The following is a 21864-nucleotide window of genomic DNA, read 5'->3' as shown; positions in this document are numbered from 1 at the left end:
CATGGCAGGTTAGAACTTTAATTTTTAAACTCTTAAATGCTGAGTGCTGATAGCTGAACGCTGACAGCTAGTTCAAGGAGGTAGGATTATGGATATAAAAGCAAGGATTAAAATTCATAAAGGAAAGGAGGTGTATAGATAATGAAAAAGGCATTAATTTGTTTACTGTCTATGGCCTTTGTATTGGCCATGGGAGGGATGGTCCTGGCAGGCGTATCTGGCCAATGCGCTAACTGCCATACCATGCACTACAGCCAGAACGGGGTTGCTCCTGTTGACGCTTCGCCTGGCGGACCTTTTCCTGTACTTCTCTTAGGTGGCTGTCTGGGTTGCCATAGCAATAGTGCCGGTATTACTATTAAGACCGCTGGTAATATCCCTGTAGTCTGGAACACAGGAGGAGCTACAACCGATCCCGGAACGTTACAGACATGGAGCGGGACTAATTATAATCTTGCCGGGGGTAATTTCTCTTATGTAGTGAATGGCCCTTCTGATGTAAAAGGTCACAACATAGAGGATATGGTAGCACAGGATGCAACTCTGCTGAACAATCCGCCCGGTTACAATGCAACCTATGATCCGTCCACTACTAAGTGGTCCACTACTTATCAGTTAACCTGTGCAGGCTCTAACGGTTGTCATGGAAATAGAAATGTTGATCGCGCTTCTTACACTAATAGTTTTTCTGCAAGTTTTGCAGGTGTAAGTGGTGCACATCATGGCGCCAGTACACCCATAGATGGTACTACTACTGCTAAGAGCTATCGTTTTCTGGGCAGTACAGTCTTGTCCGCTTATAGTGTTCTGGGTCTGGAAGATCCCAACTGGCAACAAAGTGCGTCTGCTAGTGACCACAATGAGTATCAGGGTGCTTTAACCCAAGACACTAAAACTACCATCAGCTATCTCTGCGGGCAGTGTCATGGGAATTTCCATGCAAGCGGCCCTGGCGGTATAGGTACAGGAAGCCCGTGGCTCAGGCATCCCACAGATACAGATGTGATTGCAAAAGGTGGGGAATATGCAAATTACAATGATGCAGTCGGCGGTAATGCATATAGTCTTGAAGCCCCTGTTGGTTATGTAGGTGCAATTCCTGCTGCTGCACGAACGACAGTTACGTCAGGTAATAGCCCGGTCATATGCCTCTCATGTCACAGGGCACATGCAAGCCCTCATGATGATATTCTGAGATGGGATTACTCAACCATGATAGCTGGTGGCGGTGGTGCAACCGGTACCGGATGCTTCAGATGTCATACCACAAAGGACTAACCTTTAGATAAACCACAAAGGCCGCGCTTACCTAGCGGCCTTTGTGGAGATTTTTTTGCATTTAGATTTGTATCGGAGGCCCGCCATGGTATGGAAGCGCGCATCAAAGGCCTTGATAAGGCCAGGTCTTCTCTTGTCGTCCGTTTTTCTATTTTCTATTTTCCATTTTCTCATCTTTTTAACCCCGGCCTTGGCCAAAGTTACCGGCGAATGTGTCAACTGCCACACCATGCACAATAGCCAGGACGGAAGTCCGATGCCCGGTGTTGGCAGTATATCCGAGACCGGGCCATTTGATGCCCTCACACGCGGCACTTGCGGAGGATGCCATTCCAACACGGGAAGCGCTACTGTCAAGGCCCTCGGCTCCTCAAACATCCCGGTGGTCTTTAATACCGTGCCGCCGGCAGCCGGAACTGAGCTTGCGGGGGGAAATTTTTACTGGGTAGTATCGAAAGGCCAAGCCTATGGGCATAACGTGTTGACGATTCCGGGTATTACAAATGATACAAATTTAACAGAGGCCCCGGGCAGCCCAACCGGCGGAGGAGGTGCTTGCGCCATTTGTCATGACCGCATAGCCGCTTGTACGAGTTGTCATTATCCGTATCACCACGGTGAGGATGCCCAGCCAGTCGTTGGTTCAGATGTACAGAATGCCGGAAATAATATTAAGGCCGTTTATTACCGGTTTTTGGCCAACGGCTCAGATCAACATGGTAGCGGTGGAGTAATGGGTATTGAAGACTCGGACTGGGAACGCACCAAAAACGAATCAGACCATAATACTTATGCCGGTGGCGGTATTCCAGCCAGTAAAAGTAGTGGTCTTATGCAGGACGATGGATCGATGTCGAATTGGTGTGCAGGGTGTCATACGGGCTTTCACAACGCGGATGATACCGGGACGGCCAGCCCCTGGTTACGACATCCCAACAACTATGCATTGCCAAGCGATACAAACAAGGAATATCGCCTCTATAATACCCCTGACGGTTCTACAATAGGCCCATATAACTGCGAAGCCCCTGTGGCCCGTCCTGACATTTTGACATATGCAGGTGATCAAAGTCTTGTCCGTCCAGGAACGGATCAGGTCATGTGCCTTTCCTGCCATAAACCACATGGTAGTCCCTACAAAGATATCCTGCGCTGGGATTATGATGGCATGATTGCCGGTACTACAGGGCCAACAAAAGGAACCGGCTGCTTTATCTGTCATACCAGTAAGGATGGAGTGTAGGGGCGAAGTCAGGGTCACATCTTCATATGTCATTTAAGGTGTATAAGTGAGTAATCTCATCCTTTACTGAGGCTGAATAGTAGTTATATATCTGAATCCGCCGTGTTCCACCTTTAGTATTACTGCCTGCTTGATGGTCTCCCGGCCCTTTATGGCAATGTTTCCGGTTACCCCTTCAAAATTGGTTGTTCTGGCCAGGGCGTCTTTTATCTTTTCGGGATGGGCAGAACGGGCCCTTTCAATGGCATCGAGCAGGAAATTATAGCTATCGTAGGAAAGGGCGCTCACGGAGTCCGGAGCATCCTTGTTTATCTCGTGGAAATTTTTTACAAACAGTCGGCCGGTTTTTGTGGTAACCCCTTTTTCATCAAAATGGGTGGTAAAATACAGCCCTTCTACGGCCTTACCGCCGATCTTTATCAATTCATTGGCCTGCGCGGCATCGCCGGAGACTATAATTGACCTGATGCCAAGTTCGCGGGCCTGCCGGGCGATAAGGGCGTCTTCCATAAAATAACCGGGGACGTAGATAATATCAGGCCGTATGCCGCTTATACTGCTTAACTGCGCCGTGAAATCAAGGTCGCCGCTCTGGTAAGCCGTCTTGATAACGACTTTTCCTCCCCTTTTAGTAAATTCCCTCATGAAAAAATTAGACAAGCCCACGGAATAATCCTGGCTAATATCTATCATTACTGCAGCCGTGCGGGCCTTGAGATATTCACGGGCAAACTTCGCGGCCACGTAGCCCTGAAAGGGGTCTGAAAAACAGACCCGGAAGATATACTGGCGGTTCTGTGTTACCAGGGGATTAGTGGCCCAGGGGGTAACCATGGGGATTCGTGCCTTCTCTGCTATGGGGGAACCGGAGAGAGTGTTGGAACTGGTGAGTTCGCCGATTATAGCCGTAACCCGTTCTTTTTCGATAAGACGCGAGACGGCATTGGCCGCCTCCATTTTATCGCTTTTATCATCAACCAGTATGAGCTGGACCGGTCGGCCGAGTACGGTTGGCCGGTCCTTGTGGACCATCTGCAGCCCTTTCCAGGCCACCTGTCCATAGACGGCGGCCGGACCGGTCATGGGCAGATAGACGCCGATACGTATTGGCTCAGCCGCTATGGTAGTGGACGGAGAGATACAAAAAATGTTTACAATTATCAGCATCATCAAATAAAGAATCGAGCTTCTGTTTTTCATAAACTTACCCCCGGGATTAAATAGTAGGTATCAGTTTAGCTGTTTGAAAAAGTATTCTTAAATCCCTCCCAACCTCCCTTTTTCAAAGGGAGGAGAAACACTTCCCCCTTTGGGAAAGGGGGATCAAGGGGGATTTGGACGACAACCTCGTTTTTCGATATTTTAATGTTAGCAATAAAATCAATATGTTAACCTGTCCCAAAAGATTGTTCTTTGAATGTATTGGACAGCAATGACTTAAGAACCTACCGGCCTTGCGAACAGGCGCGCGCCTAATACGCCGATTTCATACAATATAATGAGCGGGATGGCTAACATAACCTGGGAGACGATGTCCGGCGGAGTAAGTATGGCGGCTATAATGAAGACAATGAGGATATAATACTTACGCCTAGCCCGTAATTGTTCGTAGGTGAGGATACCCATTTTTGCTAAAAAGACCAGGAAGAAAGGTATTTCAAAGGCCAGGCCAAAGGCCAGGAGGGCCTTGGAGGCGAAAATAAGGTAGCTTTTCATGGTGATAAGCGGTCTTAGGGATTGTCCGGCAAAGCCCAGAAGAAAATTAAGGGCCAGGGGCAGGATTACGACATAGCCGAAAACGGCCCCCATGAAAAATAAAAGGGTCGATGACACGACAAATACTAACGTATATTTGCGTTCCTTGTTTTCCAACCCAGGCGATACGAATTTCCATATCTGGTGTATGATAACCGGGAAGGCAATGATGAAGCCCATTATCATAGAGATTTTAAAATAGGAGATAAAGGCCTCGGGCAGGCCGGTATAAATAAGCTTATTACCCCGGCCCATGGCCGCAAAGAGCGGAGCAGCAAGGATGACGAATATCCTTTCGGCCAGGGCGTAAGATATGAGAAATCCGATGCCGATTGCTGAAAAGGATATGATGAGCCGATTGCGTAGTTCTTTTAGGTGGGCAGTAAAAGGCAGCCTGAAGTCAGCCATGGAGGGGATCCTTGGGGCTTACACCTTCTCTTTCGGCCAGGGTATCTGGTGGAGAGTCAGAGGCCTTCTCCGGTTTTTCAGTTGTAGTTGTTTCCGTCTCTAAATTACGGGGAGGGCTGTCTATTACCGGCGGGCTTCCTAAGGTGTCCAGATTATCTGAGTTAAAGCTCTCTTTGAACTCAGAAGAGGCCCTTTTGAATTCGGCCAGGCCCCGGGCCAGAGAGCGGGCCAGATCAGGTAATTTTTGCGGACCGATAACGATGAGCGCCACGATCAAGATCAGGATAAGCTCTGAGATACCGATACCGAACATGCATCAACTCTAAAACTTTTTAGGCCATGCGTCAAGTAAACGATTACACGATGTCATTAGTCAATAGTCATTTGTCACCGGTAAAAGTTGATTGATTTTCCACAGTTAACATGACCGATGACTAATGACCAGTGACGTTGTCTATAGTTTTAGGCCATTGACAAGCGTACATATTTCCCCTATCATACCGGCCATGGGGAAAGCATCACCGCAAAGACGCAAAGGAAGAATATTTTCACCGCAGAGGCGCAAAGGACGCAGAGAACACATATTAAATTCGAAATTTTTCTATCTCTGTATCCTTTATGTCTCTATGGTTACTTTCTTCACGGCCTGCGCCACAGCGCCCCGGTATCAATACTCTCGCGGCATAACCCGTGATACAAAAGGCATCCCCCCCACTCAGCGGCCGTATGAGATATTTGGCGAGGTCTATTATCCTATACCTTCAGCAGGTGGTTTTGCCGAAGAAGGTAAAGCCTCCTGGTACGGCCCTGATTTCCACGGCAAGTGCACTTCCTGCGGCGAGATATACGACATGTATGAATTTACCGCCGCCCACAAGCTCTTGCCCATGCACACCTATGTACGCGTCCTCAATCTCGAAAATAACCGGGAAACGGTGGTGCGTATAAATGACCGAGGCCCTTTTGTAAAAGGCCGTGTTATAGACCTGAGTCTGGTGGCGGCCAGAGAGATCGGCATACACAATAACGGAACGGCTTTTGTGCGCGTAGAAGCCCTTGGTACGCCCACGGAAGTCTCTGAAAACGGACGGCGGGTTAAGCGATTCGTTCAGACCATGGACTACCGGGCAGGCAATTTCTGGATACAGGTTGGCGCCTTTACTAACAAGGATAATGCTGACCGCATGCGGGCCACCTTAAACAGAAACTATGGCCAGGTCGATATCGAGGCCCATAACCGTGGAGATGCCCTATTTTATCGCGTCCAGGTCTTTGCCTCCACCAACCTGGATAAGGCCAGGGATATTCAGCAACAATTTGAAAGCAATGGCTTCCCTGGCGCCTTCTTAGTGGCCAGGTAATCTTTACCCCCCTTTGGCAAAGGGGGGGCGGGGGGATTTTCAAGTGAAAGTGGTTTGCATTGTTGGTCCGGTAAAAAGCGGGAAGACGCTTCTTATTGAACGGCTCATTCCAGACTTAAATCGCCGTGGGTTAAGGGTAGCGACGGTAAAGCATACACATCACCGCGATGTTTCTCTGGACATCCCCGGGAAAGATACCTACCGATACAGGCAGGCCGGGGCAGAGGTTATAGTTTTGGCTTCACCAGATGGGTTTTCTATACTTACTGAAAAGGCTGGGACCTTTGGCCTGGAGGAAGTAGTCTCCGCACTGCCCGAGAAGTCAGATATTATCCTCGTCGAGGGCTTTAAACAGGAGGGGTTCCCAAAGATAGAGATCGTACCCGACGATATGGCCCCTTTATTTGTTAATGATCCCTCATTGCTGGCCCTGGTTTCCAGCAATACTTTTCCTGCAGCAAAAGTCCCGTGCTTTAAGCCCACGGACATTGTGGGCATAGCAGAATTACTGGCTATATCCTTCTCTCCAGCATAGCCCGGTAATCAGCCAGATTGCACCCGCAATCTGGCGCAGGACAATACCTCATTCCCATCCATGCTTCTCCTTTTTCCTGTTGCGAAATACAGTTGAGATCGAGGAGCTGATCCACACCGGTTACAATCATTCCGGCGTAGATGCGCACCCAGACATTGGCCCAGCGGTTGGCATCGTAGCGCCTGAAATTGACGTCCCAACCGAAATCGCGCGCATACTTGGAATAGACCAGGCCGGCAATATGCTTGGGATGCCAGCCGATAGCCATCAGCGCCCGGACTATTGTACGCAGGTTGGTAGGTTGAAGAAGTAAAGGGTTAGGGCAATGAAGCGGCAGGGCTACACAGGGCGGGATAGAGCTTAAGTCAAAACGATCATAACCCTGGAGCCAGCCGGATGCGTTATCCTGCCGGGCGTCGTCGTACCCCAGATGAAAGGCGTGGAGACGGGATTCTTTGTATTCACGAATCAACCCGGGCATGCCCTTTGGTTGATCAGGAATATATGTACCGACCTTTTTTGCCCATCGGGCGGATTTCTCGGCGCTTGTTCGTGTATCCAGAACTCTGGTCAGAGGAAGTTCTGCATCCCGCAGTTTTCTGGGGACAGAAAACAGGGAACCTACACGCCTGGCTACAATATCACCCAGGACGTCTCCTCTTAACATGTGCTTGGAGTAGGCAGAAAATGGACACCGAATACTCCGGGTGTGGAGGGGATTGGTGTAGAGGGAAAGGTCCAGGGATATAGCCTCACGCTTCTCGTTCCCGCAGACCACATCTCCTACTACTACGGGAATAGGGGGTGTGCAGGCGGATACCTCTGTCAGGATTCGGTGGCAAAGGAATTCAAACAACTTGCCCATGGCATCAAAGGCCCTGGCATCTTCTTCCGGCACCGGCCGTCCTCTTTTAGGCGAGGGGTGGCTATAGTCATATTTCAGCGTCTCTTCCACATGCCCTAAGGATGCCAAGCTGTCAAAAGCAGGGCTATCCTTGCTGACAAATACGTCAAAATTATAGCCCTGACCGGTAGTAACAGCCAGGGGTGCGAGTCCATAAGACTTAAAGACATCTAAAATGCCCTGATACACCGGCTCCATAAGCATGAAGGCCCGCTTCGGGGCAAGATAAGGCTCTCCCGGAAATGACTTGGAAAAATACTCGACATCGAGAACGCCGAGGGCATTTTCCCGATCCCATATTGAGCGGTGGATGTCAAGGCCGTTATCCAGGGTCCAACCCAGCCTGAAAGGCTTCATGGAGGCATGATCGCGGTGATTTGTCTCGAGGAGTCTGTGTCCGTAGGCAGATATATACTCTGTAGTAGCAGCACAGAGCAATTCCTTTAATTCTATTGAATCGACCAAGGGGCGGGAAAGATCAATACTCGTACTCAGGTCAGTAAGCAGCTCAGGGGGGACACCTAAAAATTCCAGTATGCGCGTCAAGATAGCTGGATTACGGTAATAATGTACGATATCCATGGTTGAGACGTATCAATATCCGGCGGCATTTTTTCTAGTTAATTCCTATCCAAAAACTCAGGATACGGATGGAGCAGTCAGCAATCAGCGTTCAGCTTAATGGGTTGTTTATCTTAGATTTTTGCTGACGGCTGAAAGCTGACCGCTGTAAGCGTGAATCCGGAAGCGGTGGTTTCCGGATGAAACTATTTCTCTTCCCACAGATACGCATACCTTCGTGTGTCTTCCGCAATGCGGCGGGCCTTTTTCACAATATCGTCGTATATAAGCCGGGCCGCCTCGAGCATCTCTATGTAATTCCGCTGATAGATTTCGAGCATAATTAGTACATCCTGCCGTCGTTCTATGTTGTAACGAAGGAGGCGGTTGATGACCTTGGGGAGGTTCATCTCCACCTGTGGGTTATAAGCATATACAGGCTCATCCAGCCTCAGTTTATGCAAAAACGGGCTTTCTCCCGGACGAAGACCGGGTATCTCATGAGTAAGGTGCTTCCAGCATCCGCCCAGGTGATAGAGAAAGATATCGCCGTCAGACAGACCGGCCCCGGCGGTAAAGATATGTTCCATGGCATAATCGAGATAGTCAGTACATGATGCCTCTAAGATACGAAAGTTGGGGATAAGATGTTCGAATCTGGCCTTGTTTTCCAGTATCAGGGCACGGGAACGCCAGAAGTGGGAGACGTCAAAGCAGAGTTTAAGATTGGGAAGAAACTCCCGGCAGGTCTTGAAGATACTAACCATCTCTTCCGGTGTGGACGGGAACTTCGGGAATTCAAGATTTTCTATAATGGGGATAAAGCTAAAGCCGGATTGCTTATAAAAATCCGCCCAGCCCTGAAAAGCCTTTAAGGCCACGGCAATCTGTTCGCTGCGATTCCAGTCCCAGTAATCCTTGCTTTGCGCCAGATGAAATACAAAATAGTCAGCAGATATAAGGTGCGCAAACAGCATGCCTTGTTGGGCGCTCTCTATCGTCTCCAATTTTTTGTGGATATCCTCAGAAAGGATGTCCATATCACGTATGGACTGGTGCACCCCAAAGATGTGGCCCGGTCGGCGCATGGCCTCAATAATCCCGGCATAAGGCCCTTCGGACGCCCCTTGTTCCGCGGCCCGGCCCAGTTTGAGCCATCTGTTATCCTCATCCGCTACATAGGAAAAATCCCCTTTTTTCTTAAGCCAGGGCATTTCCGGCTGTAATTCAAAAAAAAGTTCTTCTGTTTCAAATTTATCCTGGTAGCGCTGAAAGAATTCCGAGAGATCCTCGGGAAGCCGCATAGTCTCCCGGTGGTAGAAGCCGGCATCGCTCAGGGCCAGGCCCACTTTGATATGGGGGAGATTTTTGGGTAGGTTGGCGGACATTTCAAAAATCTTTCACCGCAAAGACGCAGAGAACGCAAAGAAAACATTTTGTAGCAGTTTAGTTCTTTGCAAAAGTATTATTAAATCCCTCCCAACTTCCCTTTTTCAAAGGGAGGAGAAACACTTCCCCCTTTGGAAAAGGGGGATTGAGGGGGATTTTGGCTTTTATAGCGCTTTGCTTAGGCATATTTTTCAAAACCTAAAGTGTTACAAAGTTTCAAATTTAATATGTATCCTCTGCGTCCGGCTAAACTTTTTCTTTGACTAACTTGCGCACGTTTTTGGGGAAATAATCGAGGCCTTTCTGCTTTATCAACTGCTTGAGTTCAGAGTCGCTCCGATTAGTTTGCCAAAACTGGTTGAGTTTTTCTGTTTTTCCTAATTCGCCCAAGGTCTTCAGATACAGGAGCCTGGCCGTCCCATGCATGGAATGCATACGCTTTATGTATTGATACGTCTCGGCGTATTGTCCTTGTCCGGCGCGATTCCGGGCCAGATGATAGAAGACAAGGTCGTCATGCCCGAGGTCTAAAGCCAGTTCCAGGGCAGCAAACTCCTTGTCCGGCTGTTCAATTTCCCGGTAGCGGTCAGCTATATCCAGGTAATCTTGAATCGTTCCTTCATCTTTCCGAATCCGTTCCAGGGCCGGGATCAATTCCTCAGGGACCTCATTTTCTTCCTCGCCATCAAAAAGAGTCTTATAGACCAAGAGTTCCGTGCGCATAGTTCACCTCATCCAGGACAAGATTCGAACTTATAATTTTATTTTGTAACTACTCAGGTTCAAAGTTCCAAGGTTCACAGTTCAAGGTTAGAGAGCGACGAAAAATATGAAAAGCGCAAAGTAGCCAACCGTGAACCTGACAACCAGAGTACTTACTTTATTTTTAGCATGGAATGAGTATAAAGGAAAGCTACAAACTGAAAGCTGAACGCTGAGGGCCGAACGCTTATATTTAGAATGGAGGCGGCGACCGGATTTGAACCGGTGAATAACGGTTTTGCAGACCGCTGCCTTGCCACTTGGCTACGCCGCCGGAGGGGTCTCATGTTTCGAATTTAGGATTTATTTCTAACACATGGGTAGGGGTTTGACAAGGGTAAAGTAGGTGAACAGCTACGGAGAAAGGCCGTTGGGATGATTAGAGTTGAAAAATAAGGGGGGGTCACCTATAATGCCACTGATCTTCTGGCAGGTTTAGTGGAGGCAGAGAAGTTTATGTATTGGCCGGATATAATTATACTCGCAATTATAGCTTTTTTTACCGTCAAAAGTGCGATTCGCGGCATTATAAGAGAAATTTCTTCGGTTGTAGCCCTGTTAGCCGGTTTCGTCCTTGCCAGCGCTTACTATATAAGGATGGGAAATCTTCTCTCCGGGTTGATTACAAATGCCGGCATCAGGCATCTGTTAAGTTTCGCAGGCATCTTCCTCCTGGTCTATCTGATATTCATCCTGCTCGGTATGGCCGGCAAAAAGATAATGAAGATCTCATTACTGGGCTGGTTTGACCGTACGGCCGGCGCGCTCCTGGGGTTTGTCAAGGGGATCTTTATCGTCTGCTTGATATTGATACTGATTACCGTCTTTCTTCCCCAAAAGGGCCTCTTTATACAGAAATCGAAATCATATAAGTATCTGAAACACCCCATGGAGATAATGCTTTGCCTGGTTCCCCATACCCTGAAGGAAAGCTTTCGCGAAAAGCAGCAGGCCTTGTTTAAGTCATTCGATACCAAAGAAAAACAGAAAAGGGTGATAAAAGGTAATCCGCCGGCCAATAAGAAATAACCCGCTCATCCCCAATGCGTGATAATAAAAAAATCAAAGAAAACTTTTTCAGATTAGTCCAGATCATGGATCGGCTTCGTGCCCCGGAAGGCTGCCCCTGGGACCGGAAACAATCCGCAGAGACAGTAAAAAACTATCTCCTGGAAGAGACTTATGAAGTGGTAGCGGCGGTTGAGGACGATAACCCCGGTCAGGTCTGTGAAGAACTGGGCGACCTGCTCTTTCTTATTATATTCTTATCTTTGATGTATGAAGAACCGGAAGCCTTTAACATAAATGATGTGATGGAATCTATTGCAGCCAAGCTAATCCGTCGGCATCCCCATGTATTCGGCGCCGAAAGGGTTGCCGGTGCCGAAGAAGTCAGAGACCGGTGGCATAAGATCAAGCGGGAGGAGGCTAGGCAGCGAGGTGAGAATGGGTCATTTTTTGCTTCGGTGCCCCGTAATCTTCCTGCATTGCTTCGCGCCCAGCGTATCGGCGCCCGGGCCGCCCGGACCGGTTTTGACTGGGAGAATGCGGACAGCGTCTGGGAAAAACTGGATGAAGAACTGTCGGAACTAAAAGAGGCCTGCAATAGAAATAACCCGGCGCACATCAGGGATGAAATGGGCGATGTCCTTTTTACCCTTGTTAATTTAAGCAGACATCTCCATATAAATGCGGAAGAGGCCTTGCGACTTACGGTAGATAGATTTATCAGGCGATTTGATGAGATGCGGGGCACACTGGAAAAAGACGGCCGGCCGCTGGAAGAATTCACCCTGGAGGAGATGGATGCCGTCTGGGAAAAGGTCAAAAATAGCGTTTAGCGAATAGCGTATAGCGGGTAGCGAGTGGTATGATCGCTATATCCTAAACGCTAATCGCTATTCGCTATACGCTGCCTTCTTGGTCCAAACAGGGCCGTGCCGATACGCACTATGGTAGCCCCTTCCTCTATGGCTACCTCAAAATCCCCGGTCATACCCATAGATACCTCTTCAATGCGGATGTTGGGAATATTCCTGACCTGGATTTCCTCCCCCAGCTCCTTAAGACGGCGGAAATAAGGCCGCGCCTTTTCCGGGTCGGCAAAGAAAGGAGGCATGGTCATAAGCCCGCGCACAGAAAGATTGGGCAGCACGGCTACTTTCTCCAGAAAAGGCAAAAGGGCATCCGGGACAATCCCGCCCTTGTTTTCTTCTCCGCTCAAATTGACCTCAATCAGAACGGGCATAATCCGGGGAACGGCCGCTGCCCGCCGGTTAAGCTCCATGGCCAGGTTTTCGTTATCCAGAGAGTGGATGAGGTCAAAAAGCCGGACTGCATACCTGGCCTTGTTGGTCTGCAGGCGGCCGATGAAATGCCAGGATACCCCAAGGCCGACCTCTTCGATCTTGGTCCGTGCCTCCTGGATATAATTTTCTCCGAAAAGTGTAAGTCCGCAAGAAACAGCCTCTCTTATCCCAGCCGCCGGCACGGCTTTGGTAGCCGCCAGCAGCTTGACAGTAGATGGGTCGCGCCCGGTCAGGCTAGCCGCCTCATAAATCCTTTTTTGGACCGCGTCAATGTTTTCTGAAAGCATATCTTCCGTCATCCTACACGCTACTCGCTACCCTGGGCCGGATTATATCCACGGCCTGCATGGCCTCGATTAATTCAGATAAAGGCAGCCCGACCACATTGGTATATGATCCCTCTATCTTCTCTACCATGAAAGCGCCGATACCCTGGACGGCATAGGCCCCGGCCTTATCCATAGGTTCTCCCGTGACTACATAACTTGCAACCTCGGCCGTAGTCAATCTCTTTATCTTTACGCGGCTCTGAACCGCCTTTTTATATGCCGCGCCTTTCTCGTGGTGCAACAGACAGAAGGCCGTGATAACCTCGTGCCAGCGGCCGGAAAGGCGGCCCAGCATGGAAATCGCCTCTTTCTCAGTCTTTGGTTTACCCAGGACTTCATGGCCTATAATGACAATAGTGTCCGCAGCCACCACCCAGCTCTGGGGATGACTACAAGAAACCGCCCGGGCCTTGGCCTCTGCCATCTCCAGGGCATAGCGGGCCGGGTCGCCATCCACGAATGGGGCCTCTTCGACGTGGCTGACTACCACCTCAAACTTAAGCCCCAAGGTCCGCAAAAAATCCTGACGCCGGGGCGAACCCGAGGCCAGAATCACCGGGCCGGTAGTTTGAAAAGGGCTTGGGCGTTTTTTCGTGTCCATTGAGCGACCTCTACGAGGGGACATCCCTTAATATCGGCTATCTTTTGGCCTACATGGATGACATAGGCCGGCTCATTTCGCTTCCCCCGATAAGGTACCGGCGCCAGAAATGGGGCGTCGGTTTCAATGAGCAAACGATCCATAGGGACATTTTTTACCACATCCTGCAAGATGGTAGCCTTGGGAAAAGTAACAACACCGGCGATGGAGATATAGAAGCCCATATCCAGACACTTCCCGGCAAAGGTATAATCACCGGAGAAACAGTGGAATACACCGCCCACATCTTCTGCTTTTTCTTCCCTCAAGATACGGATGGTCTCATCATGGGCATCACGGTCATGGATAATCAGCGGCAGCCTTAACTCCTTTGCCAATTGTATCTGCTGCCTGAAACATATCTCCTGCTCCCGCCGCGGGGAATATTCCTTAAAAAAATCAAGTCCTATCTCACCAATGGCCACTACACGCGGATTTTTAGTCAGATGTCTTAGGCCATCGTAAGTCTCGTTGGTTACCCCTTTCGCATCATGGGGGTGTATGCCTGTAGCGGCAAATACGCCTTCATACTGTTCGGCAATAGCCACTGCCTGCCCTGAGCTGGGGAGATTAATGCCAATGGTAATTATCTGTCTGACCCGGGCCGCATGGGCCCTGGAGACTACCTGTGCCCGGTCTGAGGCAGAATCATACATGTCCAGGTGGGCGTGGGTGTCGATATACATGCGCCTTAATCCCCCATGATCCGCAAGACTACAATGCCCAGCTCGTATAGGGCATAAAGAGGCACGGCCATAAGCATCATGTTAAACACATCGGGCGTAGGAGTGGCGACAGCCGCCACAATGGTGACTATAAATATAGCGTAGCGGCGGTAGCGCTGGAAAAAGCCGGCTCCGCAGAGTCCTATCCTGCCACAGAAGACCATGCCTAAAGGCAACTCAAACATGATCCCAAAGGCCAGAATAAAGACAAAACAGAAGGTAAGGAAGCGGTCGAGGGAAATAGCCGCCTTAACGTGCGCGGTCTGATAACCAAGGAGGAATTTGACACCAAAGGGAAGGGTGACAAAATAGCAAAAGGCGGCCCCGGCATAGAATAAAAGGATGCCTGTAAGCACAAATACCAGCCCTGTTTTCCTGGTCAGCCCATAAGGTTTCGCTACAGCGCGCCAGAGCATTACCATAATAAAGGGGACAAGCGCAAAGATACTGATGGCGAAGGAAAGTTTAATCAACGCCATAAAAGGCTCGGAAACTGAAAAAAAAGCCAGTTCTTGATGGAGGTGGTCCTGGAGGGCGGCGAGTATCCGGCCGGAAAGAAAGTAAGCGCCTATGGTAGCGGCCGCCAGGGCCGTAATTATCCACAGTATGCTGCGGCGCAATACAGTTAAAAATTGTAGTAACTTTTCTTGTTCCATCAGGCCTATGCCGTTAGCCGCAGAGGAAAAAATGAAAATCTGGAAATCAAGAAATCAGAAACAAAAGATTTTTTCATGAGTTCCTGAGTTCCAAATTTTATTCTTTTTGCAGTCTTTGCGCCTTTGCGTGAAAATATGCCCCCTGCGAACGGTTTTATTTGTATTAGAGGTGCTTACGAATAAAATTGACGGCGTTTTTAAATAATATAAGCCCCTGGCCTTCTTCAGGCAGTTTCTCCCGTGTCCAGCGAGGATGGTTGGTATAATGCAGATAGGCCTCAGGATGGGGCATAAGCCCGAAGAGTCTCCCGGTAGGATCGCAAATACCGGCGATGGCATCTGTGGAACCATTAGGATTCCAGGGGTATTCCATGGTCGGCTCATCACCCTCTGCCCGTGTATATTGGAGAACCACCAACCCTTCCGTATGTAATCTTTCTAATACAGAGGCGTCCCGGGTAATGAATTTCCCCTCGCCATGCCGTACCGGTAAGTAGAGGCGGTCAACGCCCTTTGTAAGCACGCAAGGAGAATGGCTATTCACCCGTAGATAGGCCCAGCGATCTTCAAAGCGGCCGGAGTCATTATAGGTCAACGTTACCTTGCGTTCCGTATAGTGGACGTCAAAGCCAGGCAGAAGGCCCAGCTTGACCATCAACTGGAACCCGTTGCAAACGCCGAAGACAAGTTTGCCTGCATTAATAAAACGAAGCAGTTGTTCCAGAAGGCGCTCTCCGCTGTCCCGGACCATGGCGTAGCGAAAACGATTGGCACCGGCCTGGGCGGCGCCGAGATCATCTCCATCCAGGAAACCGCCGGGCAGATTCAAAAAGTGGTAGTTATCAAGGCGCTTGACACCATAAATAAGATCGCTGATATGGACAATGTCAACTTCGTCCGCACCGGCCAGGCGGCAGGCATGGGCCATCTCCATCTCACAATTTGTGCCATTGCCGGAAATAACAATAGAACGCACTTTTTTTACCATCTGTCCTCCAAAGCGAGGCCATTATAGTCCAAGGGGGTAAAAAATCAAGCTATTCAAACGTGGACTTTTCCCCACATTTTTATGGAAGCCATTGTTCCTGAGCGTAACTTGCTGGAGCAGTGGGGCACCCTTCGAGGGCGAGCAGGAAGGGGAAAACCAGCCCCGTAGAGGCTGGAAGGGGCAACCCTTCCCCACCTGCGAGTCCCGAAAGGGTCACTGCGCAAGCCGTGAAGCGAAGGAATGACGGCTTCCTTTTAGTTCGGTTCACCCAGAGCACGCGGCGCCACGTTGACAAAACTATCAGCCGTCAGCGGCCGGTTTGCGGGTGGCGTATGAAATCTTAAATCTCTACGAGGAGGACATGGATGTAACGCGGATCGATGGGGATGCGGGTATCAAGAAGGCCCATTTCTTCTTCTATGCGTTTATGGCAGACCTCAAGATAGCGGGTAATACGCCCCCGCTCTTCGGGTGCAGGAGAAAAAAACGGCCCCAGCAGGGTCTTTTCCATCTCTTCTTTTATGTCCGGTGAGAGCTTTCGCCCCTTTTCTTTGCTGCCTTCCGCCCAAAGCCTGGGGAAAAGGGTGTGGAGTTCCTCAACCGTAAGGGGCCAAAGACGCGGAGTATTACTTAATAGCTTCTGGGACACGACAGTAAACAGTATTACACTCCAGGTGAGGTCTATGGCCATCTGAATATTGCATGTGGCCAGGGGCAGGTCCTTTATCAGGCCATAATCGGTAAAGCGTTCTTTCATCAACCTGCCGATGAATCCAGCCTCTTCCAGCCTCTCCTTAGTCTCCTCCACCTCACGTAGCGCACCAAAGTCACGATAATCATCGTCTCTATCCATTCTGTCTTCGCCAAATGGGTCGTAATAGAGCGGATGCCTCCGTAATCCCCCGGCCAAAAACCATCGCCAGGGTTCATCTGCCGGAGAAAGGTCCTTCTCCACATAGCCCTTATTGACCATAAATACGGCCTTCTTCTTCAAGGCTATAGTCTGCGCATAGCCGAAGCGAAATATCTCGGTTAGGGGCGTGGCCTCAAGGAGCTGCCGGGCCTGTTCGGGTTGCCCCTGACTGATATATTCCAGGCCGATATTAAGGTAGCGGGAGGCCTTCTGGAGCCCCCGCCTAATATCCTTCATCTCATCAAAGTCAAGCACATCGGCCATGACCACATGGTTGCATACATGGGCCCACTCGCGCTTGATGCGGTCCAGAAGCTCCTGATCTCCTATGAGTTCAAGGACCTTTAGTAGAAAAGTGGGCCGTTCGGGGACAGTCAGTGGATATACAGGCGCCGGAGTTTTGGACTCAATATCGGATTCGATCAGAGATGGATGTACAACCGGCCTTACCCGGGAGGGGTCGGGTATGGAAGGCGGTTTGTATATATCCAGGGCCTCGTGAAAGGTGGGGACACCATGCTCTGCCAGTCTGGCCTGCCGCCATTTATAGGCAGCCTCTTCACTCTCCACTTCAACATCCCAGATCATGGATTCCATGAGATCAAAGTAAAGCTTTGGATTTATCTCCCGGGCAATCTCCACGATCCTACCCAGCGTCTCCTGAACGCCGGGCTTCTTAAAGCGAATAAAGTAATAATTATCCACGGTAAAGGGTGGGAAGGCGTCAATCTCTTCAAGCCTGTCTTCCTCCGTGCCGACCTTAAAGGCGTCGGCAAAATATTTAAACAGACTCACCAGTAAGGCAAATTCCACGGTATTAAGCCACGCGGCTACCTTGTCCTCGCTGCAGGCAAAGAGGAGGCGCAGCCACTCAAAAATCTTATCGGGTCTAAGGCGGTCCTTTTGCCACCAATCAATATCCAGGATAAGGTGCAGTTGCTCAGGAGTGGTCAGACTAATGAGCGGGAGGGCATCTGTGGCCCCGATCTCTTTTATCGTAAAAAATAACTCTTCCGGCGGGAAAAGGGCCATGACTTTTTCTGGGTGGCTCGTCAGCAATATCAGGGCCTGTCTTTCCTTCGCGGAGGCGCGCATTATAACGTCAATCCGATCCGGCAAAGGCAACTGATCCAGAAAACGGCCTGTTTCGCCGGCATCCAGCTTCAGCAAGTCAGCCGGTGATTTTTTTGTATATGACTGCTCTTCCATAACGTAAAAACCCTTTCGGGCCATCAGCCCTCAGCGGTCAGCATTCAGCTTAATATCTTGTTTATTATAGGTTTTTTGCTGGCGGCTGATGGCTGATAGCTAAGTGCTTATAATCTCAATAGCTAACATCGAAGGCATTCTTGATAAGTTCAAACTGCGGCTGGCCACCTGCAAATTGGATGGCCACCACGTCGAAGCGGGCTCGTTGTCTGAAAAGCCCGTTCTTATTTATAAACGCCAGGGCCGTCCTGGACAACTGTCTTTTTTTGTGGGCAGTAATAGCCTCCTTGGGATCTCCATACCTAAGGGAGCCACGGGATTTAACCTCTATGAACACCAGCGCCCCATCTTCTTCCGCAATAATGTCCACCTCTCCCATGCTGTCCCGGTAGTTTCTGGCCAAAATAACATACCCGGTTTTTTTGAGGAATGTCACGGCTAAGTCCTCTCCCTTTTTGCCGGCGAGGATCTTATCCAACCACATACTCCTTTACACCGCGAAAGCTCCGCCGGTGTATGGGGCAGCAGCCATGTTTCTTAATGGCCTGGCGGTGTTCTCTGGTGCCATAGCCCTTGTTCCGGCCAAAGTTATACACCGGATATTGCTCATGGTACTTATCCATAAGCGCATCCCGATATACCTTGGCAATGATGGAGGCCGCAGCAATAGATACGCTTCGGGAATCCCCCTGGACTATGGTTTTTTGGGGAATGACGGCGGGCATAGGCACAATGCCGTCCACCAGGAGATAATCCGGCCTGGGATTGAGCTGAGCCACGGCTATTTGCATAGCCTTAAGCGTGGCTTGAAGGATATTAATCTGATCGATCTCTTCTGACTCTACGGCGCCGATGCCTATAGATATGGCCTGGCTACGGATAAGATCATCGCAACTGGCTCGCTGGCGGGCAGAAAGGACTTTAGAGTCATTGATCCCCGTAAATTCACCGGTAGGAGGCAGAATAACAGCGGCAGCCACCACCGGTCCTGCCAGTGGCCCCCGCCCGACCTCATCTACCCCGGCTACAAACCTCACACCTTGAAGGTGAAGTTTTCTCTCCCAGAATAGACGTTCGCCTCCTTCAAATTCGGGCGAGGCAAGCTCCCACATAACTATCCCTACCTCTTTTCCTTAATGCGAGCCGCCTTTCCGGACAATTTGCGGAGATAGTAAAGTTTCGCCCGGCGTACCTGGCCGTGAGAGATGACCTCAATACGATCAATACGTGGTGAATGTAAAAGGAAAGTCCTCTCTACTCCCACGCCATAGGAAACCTTCCTCACAGTAAAGGTAGTATCAGCAAGGCCCCCGCGCATACGGATAACTATCCCCTCAAAGACCTGAATGCGCTCTTTTTCTTCGCCTTCTTTTATCTTGACGTGGACCTTTACTTTATCCCCTGGTCTAAAATCAGGCAGATCGCCCCGCATCTGTTCACGTTCAATCAGTTCCATTACATCCATAAAGTACCTCCCTATCCTCTGTCACCCAAAAATCTATCTACTATAATAGCCGCAGCGCTGCGCACAGAAAGGTGATTGTAGGTTGCGCATTTTTGCACAGGCTTTAAAACATAATCGGCTTGTTCTATTACCTCTCCGGCTAATCCCCAGGCCGTGCCGAAGATCAACAATAGCGGGCGATCACCCGCTAACAGCCTCCGCGCCTCTTCTATACCAAGCGCCGGCCCTCTTTCCCTGGCGCCTGTAGCCAGGACAACGGGTTCCTTGCCGGTTCCGGCCTGAATACTTTCCCGTGCCTGTTTGATGGAATCGCTAACCCGTACCAAATTAAGGGCATCTACCCGGTCCTTATTGTACATGCCACCCCAGCCGAAAAGCCAATGGTCAAGTACCCGCCCTATAAAAACCTGTTGTTCTTTGACCGGGGTTATAACATGGAAGGCGCCCAGATCATAAGTCTTCGCCAGCCGCGCTAAATCATGTAAGTCTAAATTGGTTACGGCTGAGGCAATAACAGAGCCCTTTTTATTATACACAGGATAGTGGACAAGCGCTATGTCCACCCGAACCTTATTTTGCATCAGCCGGCCTTCAGTTTGCGCTCTCTTTCAATCTCTTCCAGCAAACGGCGGTCCTCAACAGGAAGGGCTGTGGTCTTCAACAAATCCGGCCTCTTGAGCAGGGTATGCTTCAGGGCCTCTTTGCGGCGCCAGAGAGCGATCTTTTCATGATCTCCGGACAATAAAACAGACGGAACCTCCAATCCCTGCCATACCTGCGGCCTGGTAAACTGGGGATACTTCAGAAGGCCGTCCATAAAAGAATCTCTGGCCGCCGAATCCGGCGAACCCAGTACACCCGGCAACAGCCGGGTTATCGATTCAATAAGCACCAGTGCGGCTAATTCTCCCCCGGAAAGGACATAGTCGCCGATGGATATCTCGTCATCTACAAAATGAAGAAGCCGTTCATCAATGCCTTCATAACGCCCACAAATAATGAATAGGTGACTATGCGCGCTCATTTCTCCGGCTACGGCCTGTGTATAAAGCCGGCCTTGCGGGCTGAGCAGAACCACCCGGGTTCCGACATCTTCAGCCTTAATGGCCCGGATGGCCCGGTAGATCGGTTCGGGCTTCATCACCATCCCCTCACCACCGCCATAGGGACGATCATCCGTAATCTGATGTTTGTCTGTGGTGTAATCCCGCAGATTTATAACTCTGACGGTGACCTTGCCTTCCTTGACGGCCTTGCCCAGAATACCTTCGGCCAGGACTGAAGATGGCAGTTGTGGGAATATGGTCAAGATATCAAATATCATTCATATTCAACAAATCTTCCAGCAGGCGGATCGTCATGATCTTATTCGTCAGGTCTATATTAACCACTACGTCCTCGATAGCCGGGATAAGATATTCTTTTGATCCATTTTCGACTACATAGACGTCATTACTGCCGGTCGGAAAAATGGCCTTTATCTTTCCCAGGACAGACCCATCTTCTAATCGGACCGTCAACCCTATAATCTGGTGCCAGTAGTATTCGTCAGCCGGTAACTCTTCAAGCCACTTTCCTGGACAATAGACCTCTGAATCAATAAATGACTCCGCCTTTGTGCGGGAATCCACTCCCGATAGACCGAGAAGGATAACTTTCCCTTTCACGCCGGCAGATTCCACCCTAAGCTCTTGAAGTCCACCAGCTTTATCTTTCAACCAGACGGCTTTTAATGCCTTGAAGCTATCGGGCGATTCGGTGTAGGACAAGACCTTCAACACTCCTCTGACACCGTGAGCGCCAACTACTTTTCCGATGAGGATGTAATCCTCATCCCTTAGCCTGCTACTCAATGATCTCGAGGACTGACCTCTTCCTTAACTTGGTCGAGGCAGCGCTTAAGATAGTACGCATAGATCGGGCAGTGCGTCCCTGTTTGCCAATAACCTTTCCCAGGTCCTCCTTGGCTACCTTCAATTCGATGACGGAAGTCTGCTCGCCCTCTATCTCATTAACTTCCACTGCATCCGGATTATCGACCAAAGCGCGTGCAATATACCTGATCAATTCCTTCATCTCTCCAACCCTCCCTATCGTTAGGCTCGCTCGACGATCGTACCCTGCAAAAATATTCTATACAGTATCCGTCCAAAGTGGAAGTTATTTTTTTAACAAGCCGCCGCTGATAAGTAAGCTCCTTACTGTGTCTGTAGGCTTGGCCCCTTTCTGCAGCCAGGCGGCCAGCTTTTGCTCGTCCACCTGGACGACATGGGGCGTCTGCTTGGGGTCATAAGTGCCTATTCTATCAATAAATTTACCATCTCGCGGCGATTCTGAGTTTGCTACTACCAGACGATAAAAGGGGCTTTTTTTGTCTCCCCGCCGCGCCAATCGGATTCTAACTGCCATACTATTTTTTACCTCCTCGGTTGTT

General features: G+C 49.8%; 26 protein-coding genes and 1 tRNA gene. 6 read left to right on the top strand and 21 right to left on the bottom strand.

Features of this window, described 5'->3' with window-relative positions; all coding sequences use genetic code 11:
• The first annotated feature begins 141 nt into the window (after positions 1-141).
• Together RDU59_03260 and RDU59_03255 are read left to right on the top strand one after the other, a co-directional pair.
• On the top strand, positions 142-1278 hold the full coding sequence (locus RDU59_03260; protein MDQ7837495.1) for a cytochrome c3 family protein: 1137 nt from the start codon (positions 142-144) through the stop codon (positions 1276-1278).
• Between the two features lie 85 nt (positions 1279-1363).
• Positions 1364-2521: a cytochrome c3 family protein gene (locus RDU59_03255; protein MDQ7837494.1), complete on the top strand. Its 1158-nt coding sequence runs from the start codon at positions 1364-1366 to the stop codon at positions 2519-2521.
• A gap of 63 nt (positions 2522-2584) precedes the next feature.
• Here the strand turns inward: RDU59_03255 and RDU59_03250 are convergent, their stop codons facing one another.
• The 3 genes from RDU59_03250 to RDU59_03240 all read right to left on the bottom strand — a co-directional run bounded on the left by RDU59_03250 (position 2585) and on the right by RDU59_03240 (position 4997).
• Positions 2585-3721: an ABC transporter substrate-binding protein gene (locus tag RDU59_03250; protein MDQ7837493.1), complete on the bottom strand. Its 1137-nt coding sequence runs from the start codon at positions 3719-3721 to the stop codon at positions 2585-2587.
• Positions 3722-3958: 237 nt separating this feature from the next.
• Positions 3959-4684, bottom strand: a complete 726-nt coding sequence (gene tatC, locus RDU59_03245) for a twin-arginine translocase subunit TatC (GenBank protein MDQ7837492.1) — start codon at positions 4682-4684, stop codon at positions 3959-3961.
• The gene (locus RDU59_03240) at positions 4677-4997 is read right to left on the bottom strand and encodes a twin-arginine translocase TatA/TatE family subunit (protein ID MDQ7837491.1); all 321 of its coding nucleotides are present in this window, start codon (positions 4995-4997) and stop codon (positions 4677-4679) included. The genes tatC and RDU59_03240 overlap by 8 nt, the downstream gene beginning before the upstream one ends.
• Positions 4998-5121: 124 nt before the next feature.
• Here RDU59_03240 and RDU59_03235 point away from each other — a divergent pair, with 124 nt between their 5' ends.
• Positions 5122-6045, top strand: coding sequence for a septal ring lytic transglycosylase RlpA family protein (locus RDU59_03235; GenBank protein MDQ7837490.1), 924 nt, complete (start codon positions 5122-5124; stop codon positions 6043-6045).
• A 43-nt stretch (positions 6046-6088) separates the two neighbouring features.
• Positions 6089-6580 (top strand): molybdopterin-guanine dinucleotide biosynthesis protein B, encoded by a 492-nt coding sequence (gene mobB / locus RDU59_03230; protein MDQ7837489.1) that lies wholly within the window; start codon positions 6089-6091, stop codon positions 6578-6580.
• On the opposite strand, the gene RDU59_03225 is transcribed toward mobB, so the two are convergent.
• The 4 genes from RDU59_03225 to RDU59_03210 form a co-directional block, all read right to left on the bottom strand.
• Positions 6558-8066, bottom strand: a complete 1509-nt coding sequence (locus RDU59_03225; GenBank protein MDQ7837488.1) for a hypothetical protein — start codon at positions 8064-8066, stop codon at positions 6558-6560. The two genes, mobB and RDU59_03225, sit on opposite strands and share 23 nt — an antisense overlap.
• Positions 8067-8251: 185 nt before the next feature.
• Complete coding sequence (locus tag RDU59_03220) at positions 8252-9433, bottom strand: hypothetical protein (protein ID MDQ7837487.1); 1182 nt, start codon at positions 9431-9433, stop codon at positions 8252-8254.
• Positions 9434-9680: 247 nt separating this feature from the next.
• Complete coding sequence (locus tag RDU59_03215; GenBank protein MDQ7837486.1) at positions 9681-10157, bottom strand: hypothetical protein; 477 nt, start codon at positions 10155-10157, stop codon at positions 9681-9683.
• Positions 10158-10395: 238 nt separating this feature from the next.
• Positions 10396-10470, bottom strand: a tRNA-Cys gene (locus tag RDU59_03210).
• A gap of 182 nt (positions 10471-10652) precedes the next feature.
• On the opposite strand from RDU59_03210, the gene RDU59_03205 reads away from it, so the two are divergent.
• Entirely contained in the window at positions 10653-11225 is a 573-nt protein-coding gene (locus RDU59_03205; protein ID MDQ7837485.1) for a CvpA family protein, read from the top strand.
• 14 nt (positions 11226-11239) lie between these two features.
• Positions 11240-12037 carry a nucleoside triphosphate pyrophosphohydrolase gene (gene mazG / locus RDU59_03200; GenBank protein MDQ7837484.1) on the top strand — a complete coding sequence of 266 codons (798 nt, stop codon included), beginning with the start codon at positions 11240-11242 and terminating at the stop codon, positions 12035-12037.
• 50 nt (positions 12038-12087) lie between these two features.
• Here the strand turns inward: mazG and RDU59_03195 are convergent, their stop codons facing one another.
• From RDU59_03195 to rpsP, 14 genes are all read right to left on the bottom strand, one after another.
• The gene (locus RDU59_03195) at positions 12088-12792 is read right to left on the bottom strand and encodes a YggS family pyridoxal phosphate-dependent enzyme (protein MDQ7837483.1); all 705 of its coding nucleotides are present in this window, start codon (positions 12790-12792) and stop codon (positions 12088-12090) included.
• 13 nt (positions 12793-12805) lie between these two features.
• Positions 12806-13435 carry a Maf family protein gene (locus tag RDU59_03190; protein ID MDQ7837482.1) on the bottom strand — a complete coding sequence of 210 codons (630 nt, stop codon included), beginning with the start codon at positions 13433-13435 and terminating at the stop codon, positions 12806-12808.
• Positions 13387-14160: a TatD family hydrolase gene (locus tag RDU59_03185; GenBank protein ID MDQ7837481.1), complete on the bottom strand. Its 774-nt coding sequence runs from the start codon at positions 14158-14160 to the stop codon at positions 13387-13389. The genes RDU59_03190 and RDU59_03185 overlap by 49 nt, the downstream gene beginning before the upstream one ends.
• A gap of 5 nt (positions 14161-14165) precedes the next feature.
• Complete coding sequence (locus RDU59_03180) at positions 14166-14855, bottom strand: twin-arginine translocase subunit TatC (GenBank protein MDQ7837480.1); 690 nt, start codon at positions 14853-14855, stop codon at positions 14166-14168.
• 163 nt (positions 14856-15018) lie between these two features.
• Positions 15019-15843 (bottom strand): phosphoribosylformylglycinamidine synthase subunit PurQ, encoded by an 825-nt coding sequence (locus RDU59_03175; GenBank protein ID MDQ7837479.1) that lies wholly within the window; start codon positions 15841-15843, stop codon positions 15019-15021.
• A gap of 340 nt (positions 15844-16183) precedes the next feature.
• The gene (locus tag RDU59_03170) at positions 16184-17989 is read right to left on the bottom strand and encodes a DUF6178 family protein (protein ID MDQ7837478.1); all 1806 of its coding nucleotides are present in this window, start codon (positions 17987-17989) and stop codon (positions 16184-16186) included.
• Between the two features lie 91 nt (positions 17990-18080).
• Positions 18081-18443, bottom strand: a complete 363-nt coding sequence (locus RDU59_03165; protein ID MDQ7837477.1) for a YraN family protein — start codon at positions 18441-18443, stop codon at positions 18081-18083.
• Positions 18436-19077 carry a ribonuclease HII gene (locus RDU59_03160; GenBank protein MDQ7837476.1) on the bottom strand — a complete coding sequence of 214 codons (642 nt, stop codon included), beginning with the start codon at positions 19075-19077 and terminating at the stop codon, positions 18436-18438. Before RDU59_03160 ends, RDU59_03165 begins: the two co-directional genes overlap by 8 nt.
• 8 nt (positions 19078-19085) lie before the next feature.
• Entirely contained in the window at positions 19086-19430 is a 345-nt protein-coding gene (gene rplS / locus RDU59_03155; GenBank protein MDQ7837475.1) for a 50S ribosomal protein L19, read from the bottom strand.
• An 11-nt stretch (positions 19431-19441) separates the two neighbouring features.
• A complete protein-coding gene (locus RDU59_03150; GenBank protein MDQ7837474.1) occupies positions 19442-20011 on the bottom strand; it encodes an RNA methyltransferase in 570 nt (189 codons plus the stop codon).
• Positions 20011-20754 carry a tRNA (guanosine(37)-N1)-methyltransferase TrmD gene (trmD, locus tag RDU59_03145; GenBank protein ID MDQ7837473.1) on the bottom strand — a complete coding sequence of 248 codons (744 nt, stop codon included), beginning with the start codon at positions 20752-20754 and terminating at the stop codon, positions 20011-20013. Before trmD ends, RDU59_03150 begins: the two co-directional genes overlap by 1 nt.
• Positions 20744-21283 carry a ribosome maturation factor RimM gene (rimM, locus tag RDU59_03140; protein MDQ7837472.1) on the bottom strand — a complete coding sequence of 180 codons (540 nt, stop codon included), beginning with the start codon at positions 21281-21283 and terminating at the stop codon, positions 20744-20746. The genes trmD and rimM overlap by 11 nt, the downstream gene beginning before the upstream one ends.
• Positions 21276-21506 carry a KH domain-containing protein gene (locus tag RDU59_03135; GenBank protein MDQ7837471.1) on the bottom strand — a complete coding sequence of 77 codons (231 nt, stop codon included), beginning with the start codon at positions 21504-21506 and terminating at the stop codon, positions 21276-21278. Before RDU59_03135 ends, rimM begins: the two co-directional genes overlap by 8 nt.
• Positions 21507-21590: 84 nt before the next feature.
• Entirely contained in the window at positions 21591-21839 is a 249-nt protein-coding gene (gene rpsP, locus RDU59_03130; protein MDQ7837470.1) for a 30S ribosomal protein S16, read from the bottom strand.
• Positions 21840-21864: the final 25 nt, after the last annotated feature.

The organism is Thermodesulfobacteriota bacterium, assembly GCA_031082315.1.
GTDB lineage: Bacteria > Desulfobacterota > QYQD01 > QYQD01 > QYQD01 > QYQD01.
Note: the sequence above shows the minus strand (reverse complement) of the source record. Positions and strands in the feature narration are given on the sequence as shown.

Bases quoted from the DNA above. Each gene is read 5' to 3' on its own strand.
- RDU59_03260 (MDQ7837495.1), top strand. From the start codon at position 142: ATGAAAAAGGCATTAATTTGTTTACTGTCTATGGCCTTTGTATTGGCC.
- RDU59_03255 (MDQ7837494.1), top strand. From the start codon at position 1,364: ATGGTATGGAAGCGCGCATCAAAGGCCTTGATAAGGCCAGGTCTTCTC.
- RDU59_03250 (MDQ7837493.1), bottom strand. From the start codon at position 3,721: ATGAAAAACAGAAGCTCGATTCTTTATTTGATGATGCTGATAATTGTA.
- tatC (MDQ7837492.1), bottom strand. From the start codon at position 4,684: ATGGCTGACTTCAGGCTGCCTTTTACTGCCCACCTAAAAGAACTACGC.
- RDU59_03240 (MDQ7837491.1), bottom strand. From the start codon at position 4,997: ATGTTCGGTATCGGTATCTCAGAGCTTATCCTGATCTTGATCGTGGCG.
- RDU59_03235 (MDQ7837490.1), top strand. From the start codon at position 5,122: ATGACCAGTGACGTTGTCTATAGTTTTAGGCCATTGACAAGCGTACAT.
- RDU59_03225 (MDQ7837488.1), bottom strand. From the start codon at position 8,066: ATGGATATCGTACATTATTACCGTAATCCAGCTATCTTGACGCGCATA.
- RDU59_03220 (MDQ7837487.1), bottom strand. From the start codon at position 9,433: ATGTCCGCCAACCTACCCAAAAATCTCCCCCATATCAAAGTGGGCCTG.
- RDU59_03215 (MDQ7837486.1), bottom strand. From the start codon at position 10,157: ATGCGCACGGAACTCTTGGTCTATAAGACTCTTTTTGATGGCGAGGAA.
- RDU59_03205 (MDQ7837485.1), top strand. From the start codon at position 10,653: ATGTATTGGCCGGATATAATTATACTCGCAATTATAGCTTTTTTTACC.
- mazG (MDQ7837484.1), top strand. From the start codon at position 11,240: ATGCGTGATAATAAAAAAATCAAAGAAAACTTTTTCAGATTAGTCCAG.
- RDU59_03195 (MDQ7837483.1), bottom strand. From the start codon at position 12,792: ATGCTTTCAGAAAACATTGACGCGGTCCAAAAAAGGATTTATGAGGCG.
- RDU59_03190 (MDQ7837482.1), bottom strand. From the start codon at position 13,435: ATGGACACGAAAAAACGCCCAAGCCCTTTTCAAACTACCGGCCCGGTG.
- RDU59_03185 (MDQ7837481.1), bottom strand. From the start codon at position 14,160: ATGTATATCGACACCCACGCCCACCTGGACATGTATGATTCTGCCTCA.
- RDU59_03180 (MDQ7837480.1), bottom strand. From the start codon at position 14,855: ATGGAACAAGAAAAGTTACTACAATTTTTAACTGTATTGCGCCGCAGC.
- RDU59_03175 (MDQ7837479.1), bottom strand. From the start codon at position 15,843: ATGGTAAAAAAAGTGCGTTCTATTGTTATTTCCGGCAATGGCACAAAT.
- RDU59_03170 (MDQ7837478.1), bottom strand. From the start codon at position 17,989: ATGGCCCGAAAGGGTTTTTACGTTATGGAAGAGCAGTCATATACAAAA.
- RDU59_03160 (MDQ7837476.1), bottom strand. From the start codon at position 19,077: ATGTGGGAGCTTGCCTCGCCCGAATTTGAAGGAGGCGAACGTCTATTC.
- rplS (MDQ7837475.1), bottom strand. From the start codon at position 19,430: ATGGATGTAATGGAACTGATTGAACGTGAACAGATGCGGGGCGATCTG.
- RDU59_03150 (MDQ7837474.1), bottom strand. From the start codon at position 20,011: ATGCAAAATAAGGTTCGGGTGGACATAGCGCTTGTCCACTATCCTGTG.
- trmD (MDQ7837473.1), bottom strand. From the start codon at position 20,754: ATGATATTTGATATCTTGACCATATTCCCACAACTGCCATCTTCAGTC.
- RDU59_03135 (MDQ7837471.1), bottom strand. From the start codon at position 21,506: ATGAAGGAATTGATCAGGTATATTGCACGCGCTTTGGTCGATAATCCG.
- rpsP (MDQ7837470.1), bottom strand. From the start codon at position 21,839: ATGGCAGTTAGAATCCGATTGGCGCGGCGGGGAGACAAAAAAAGCCCC.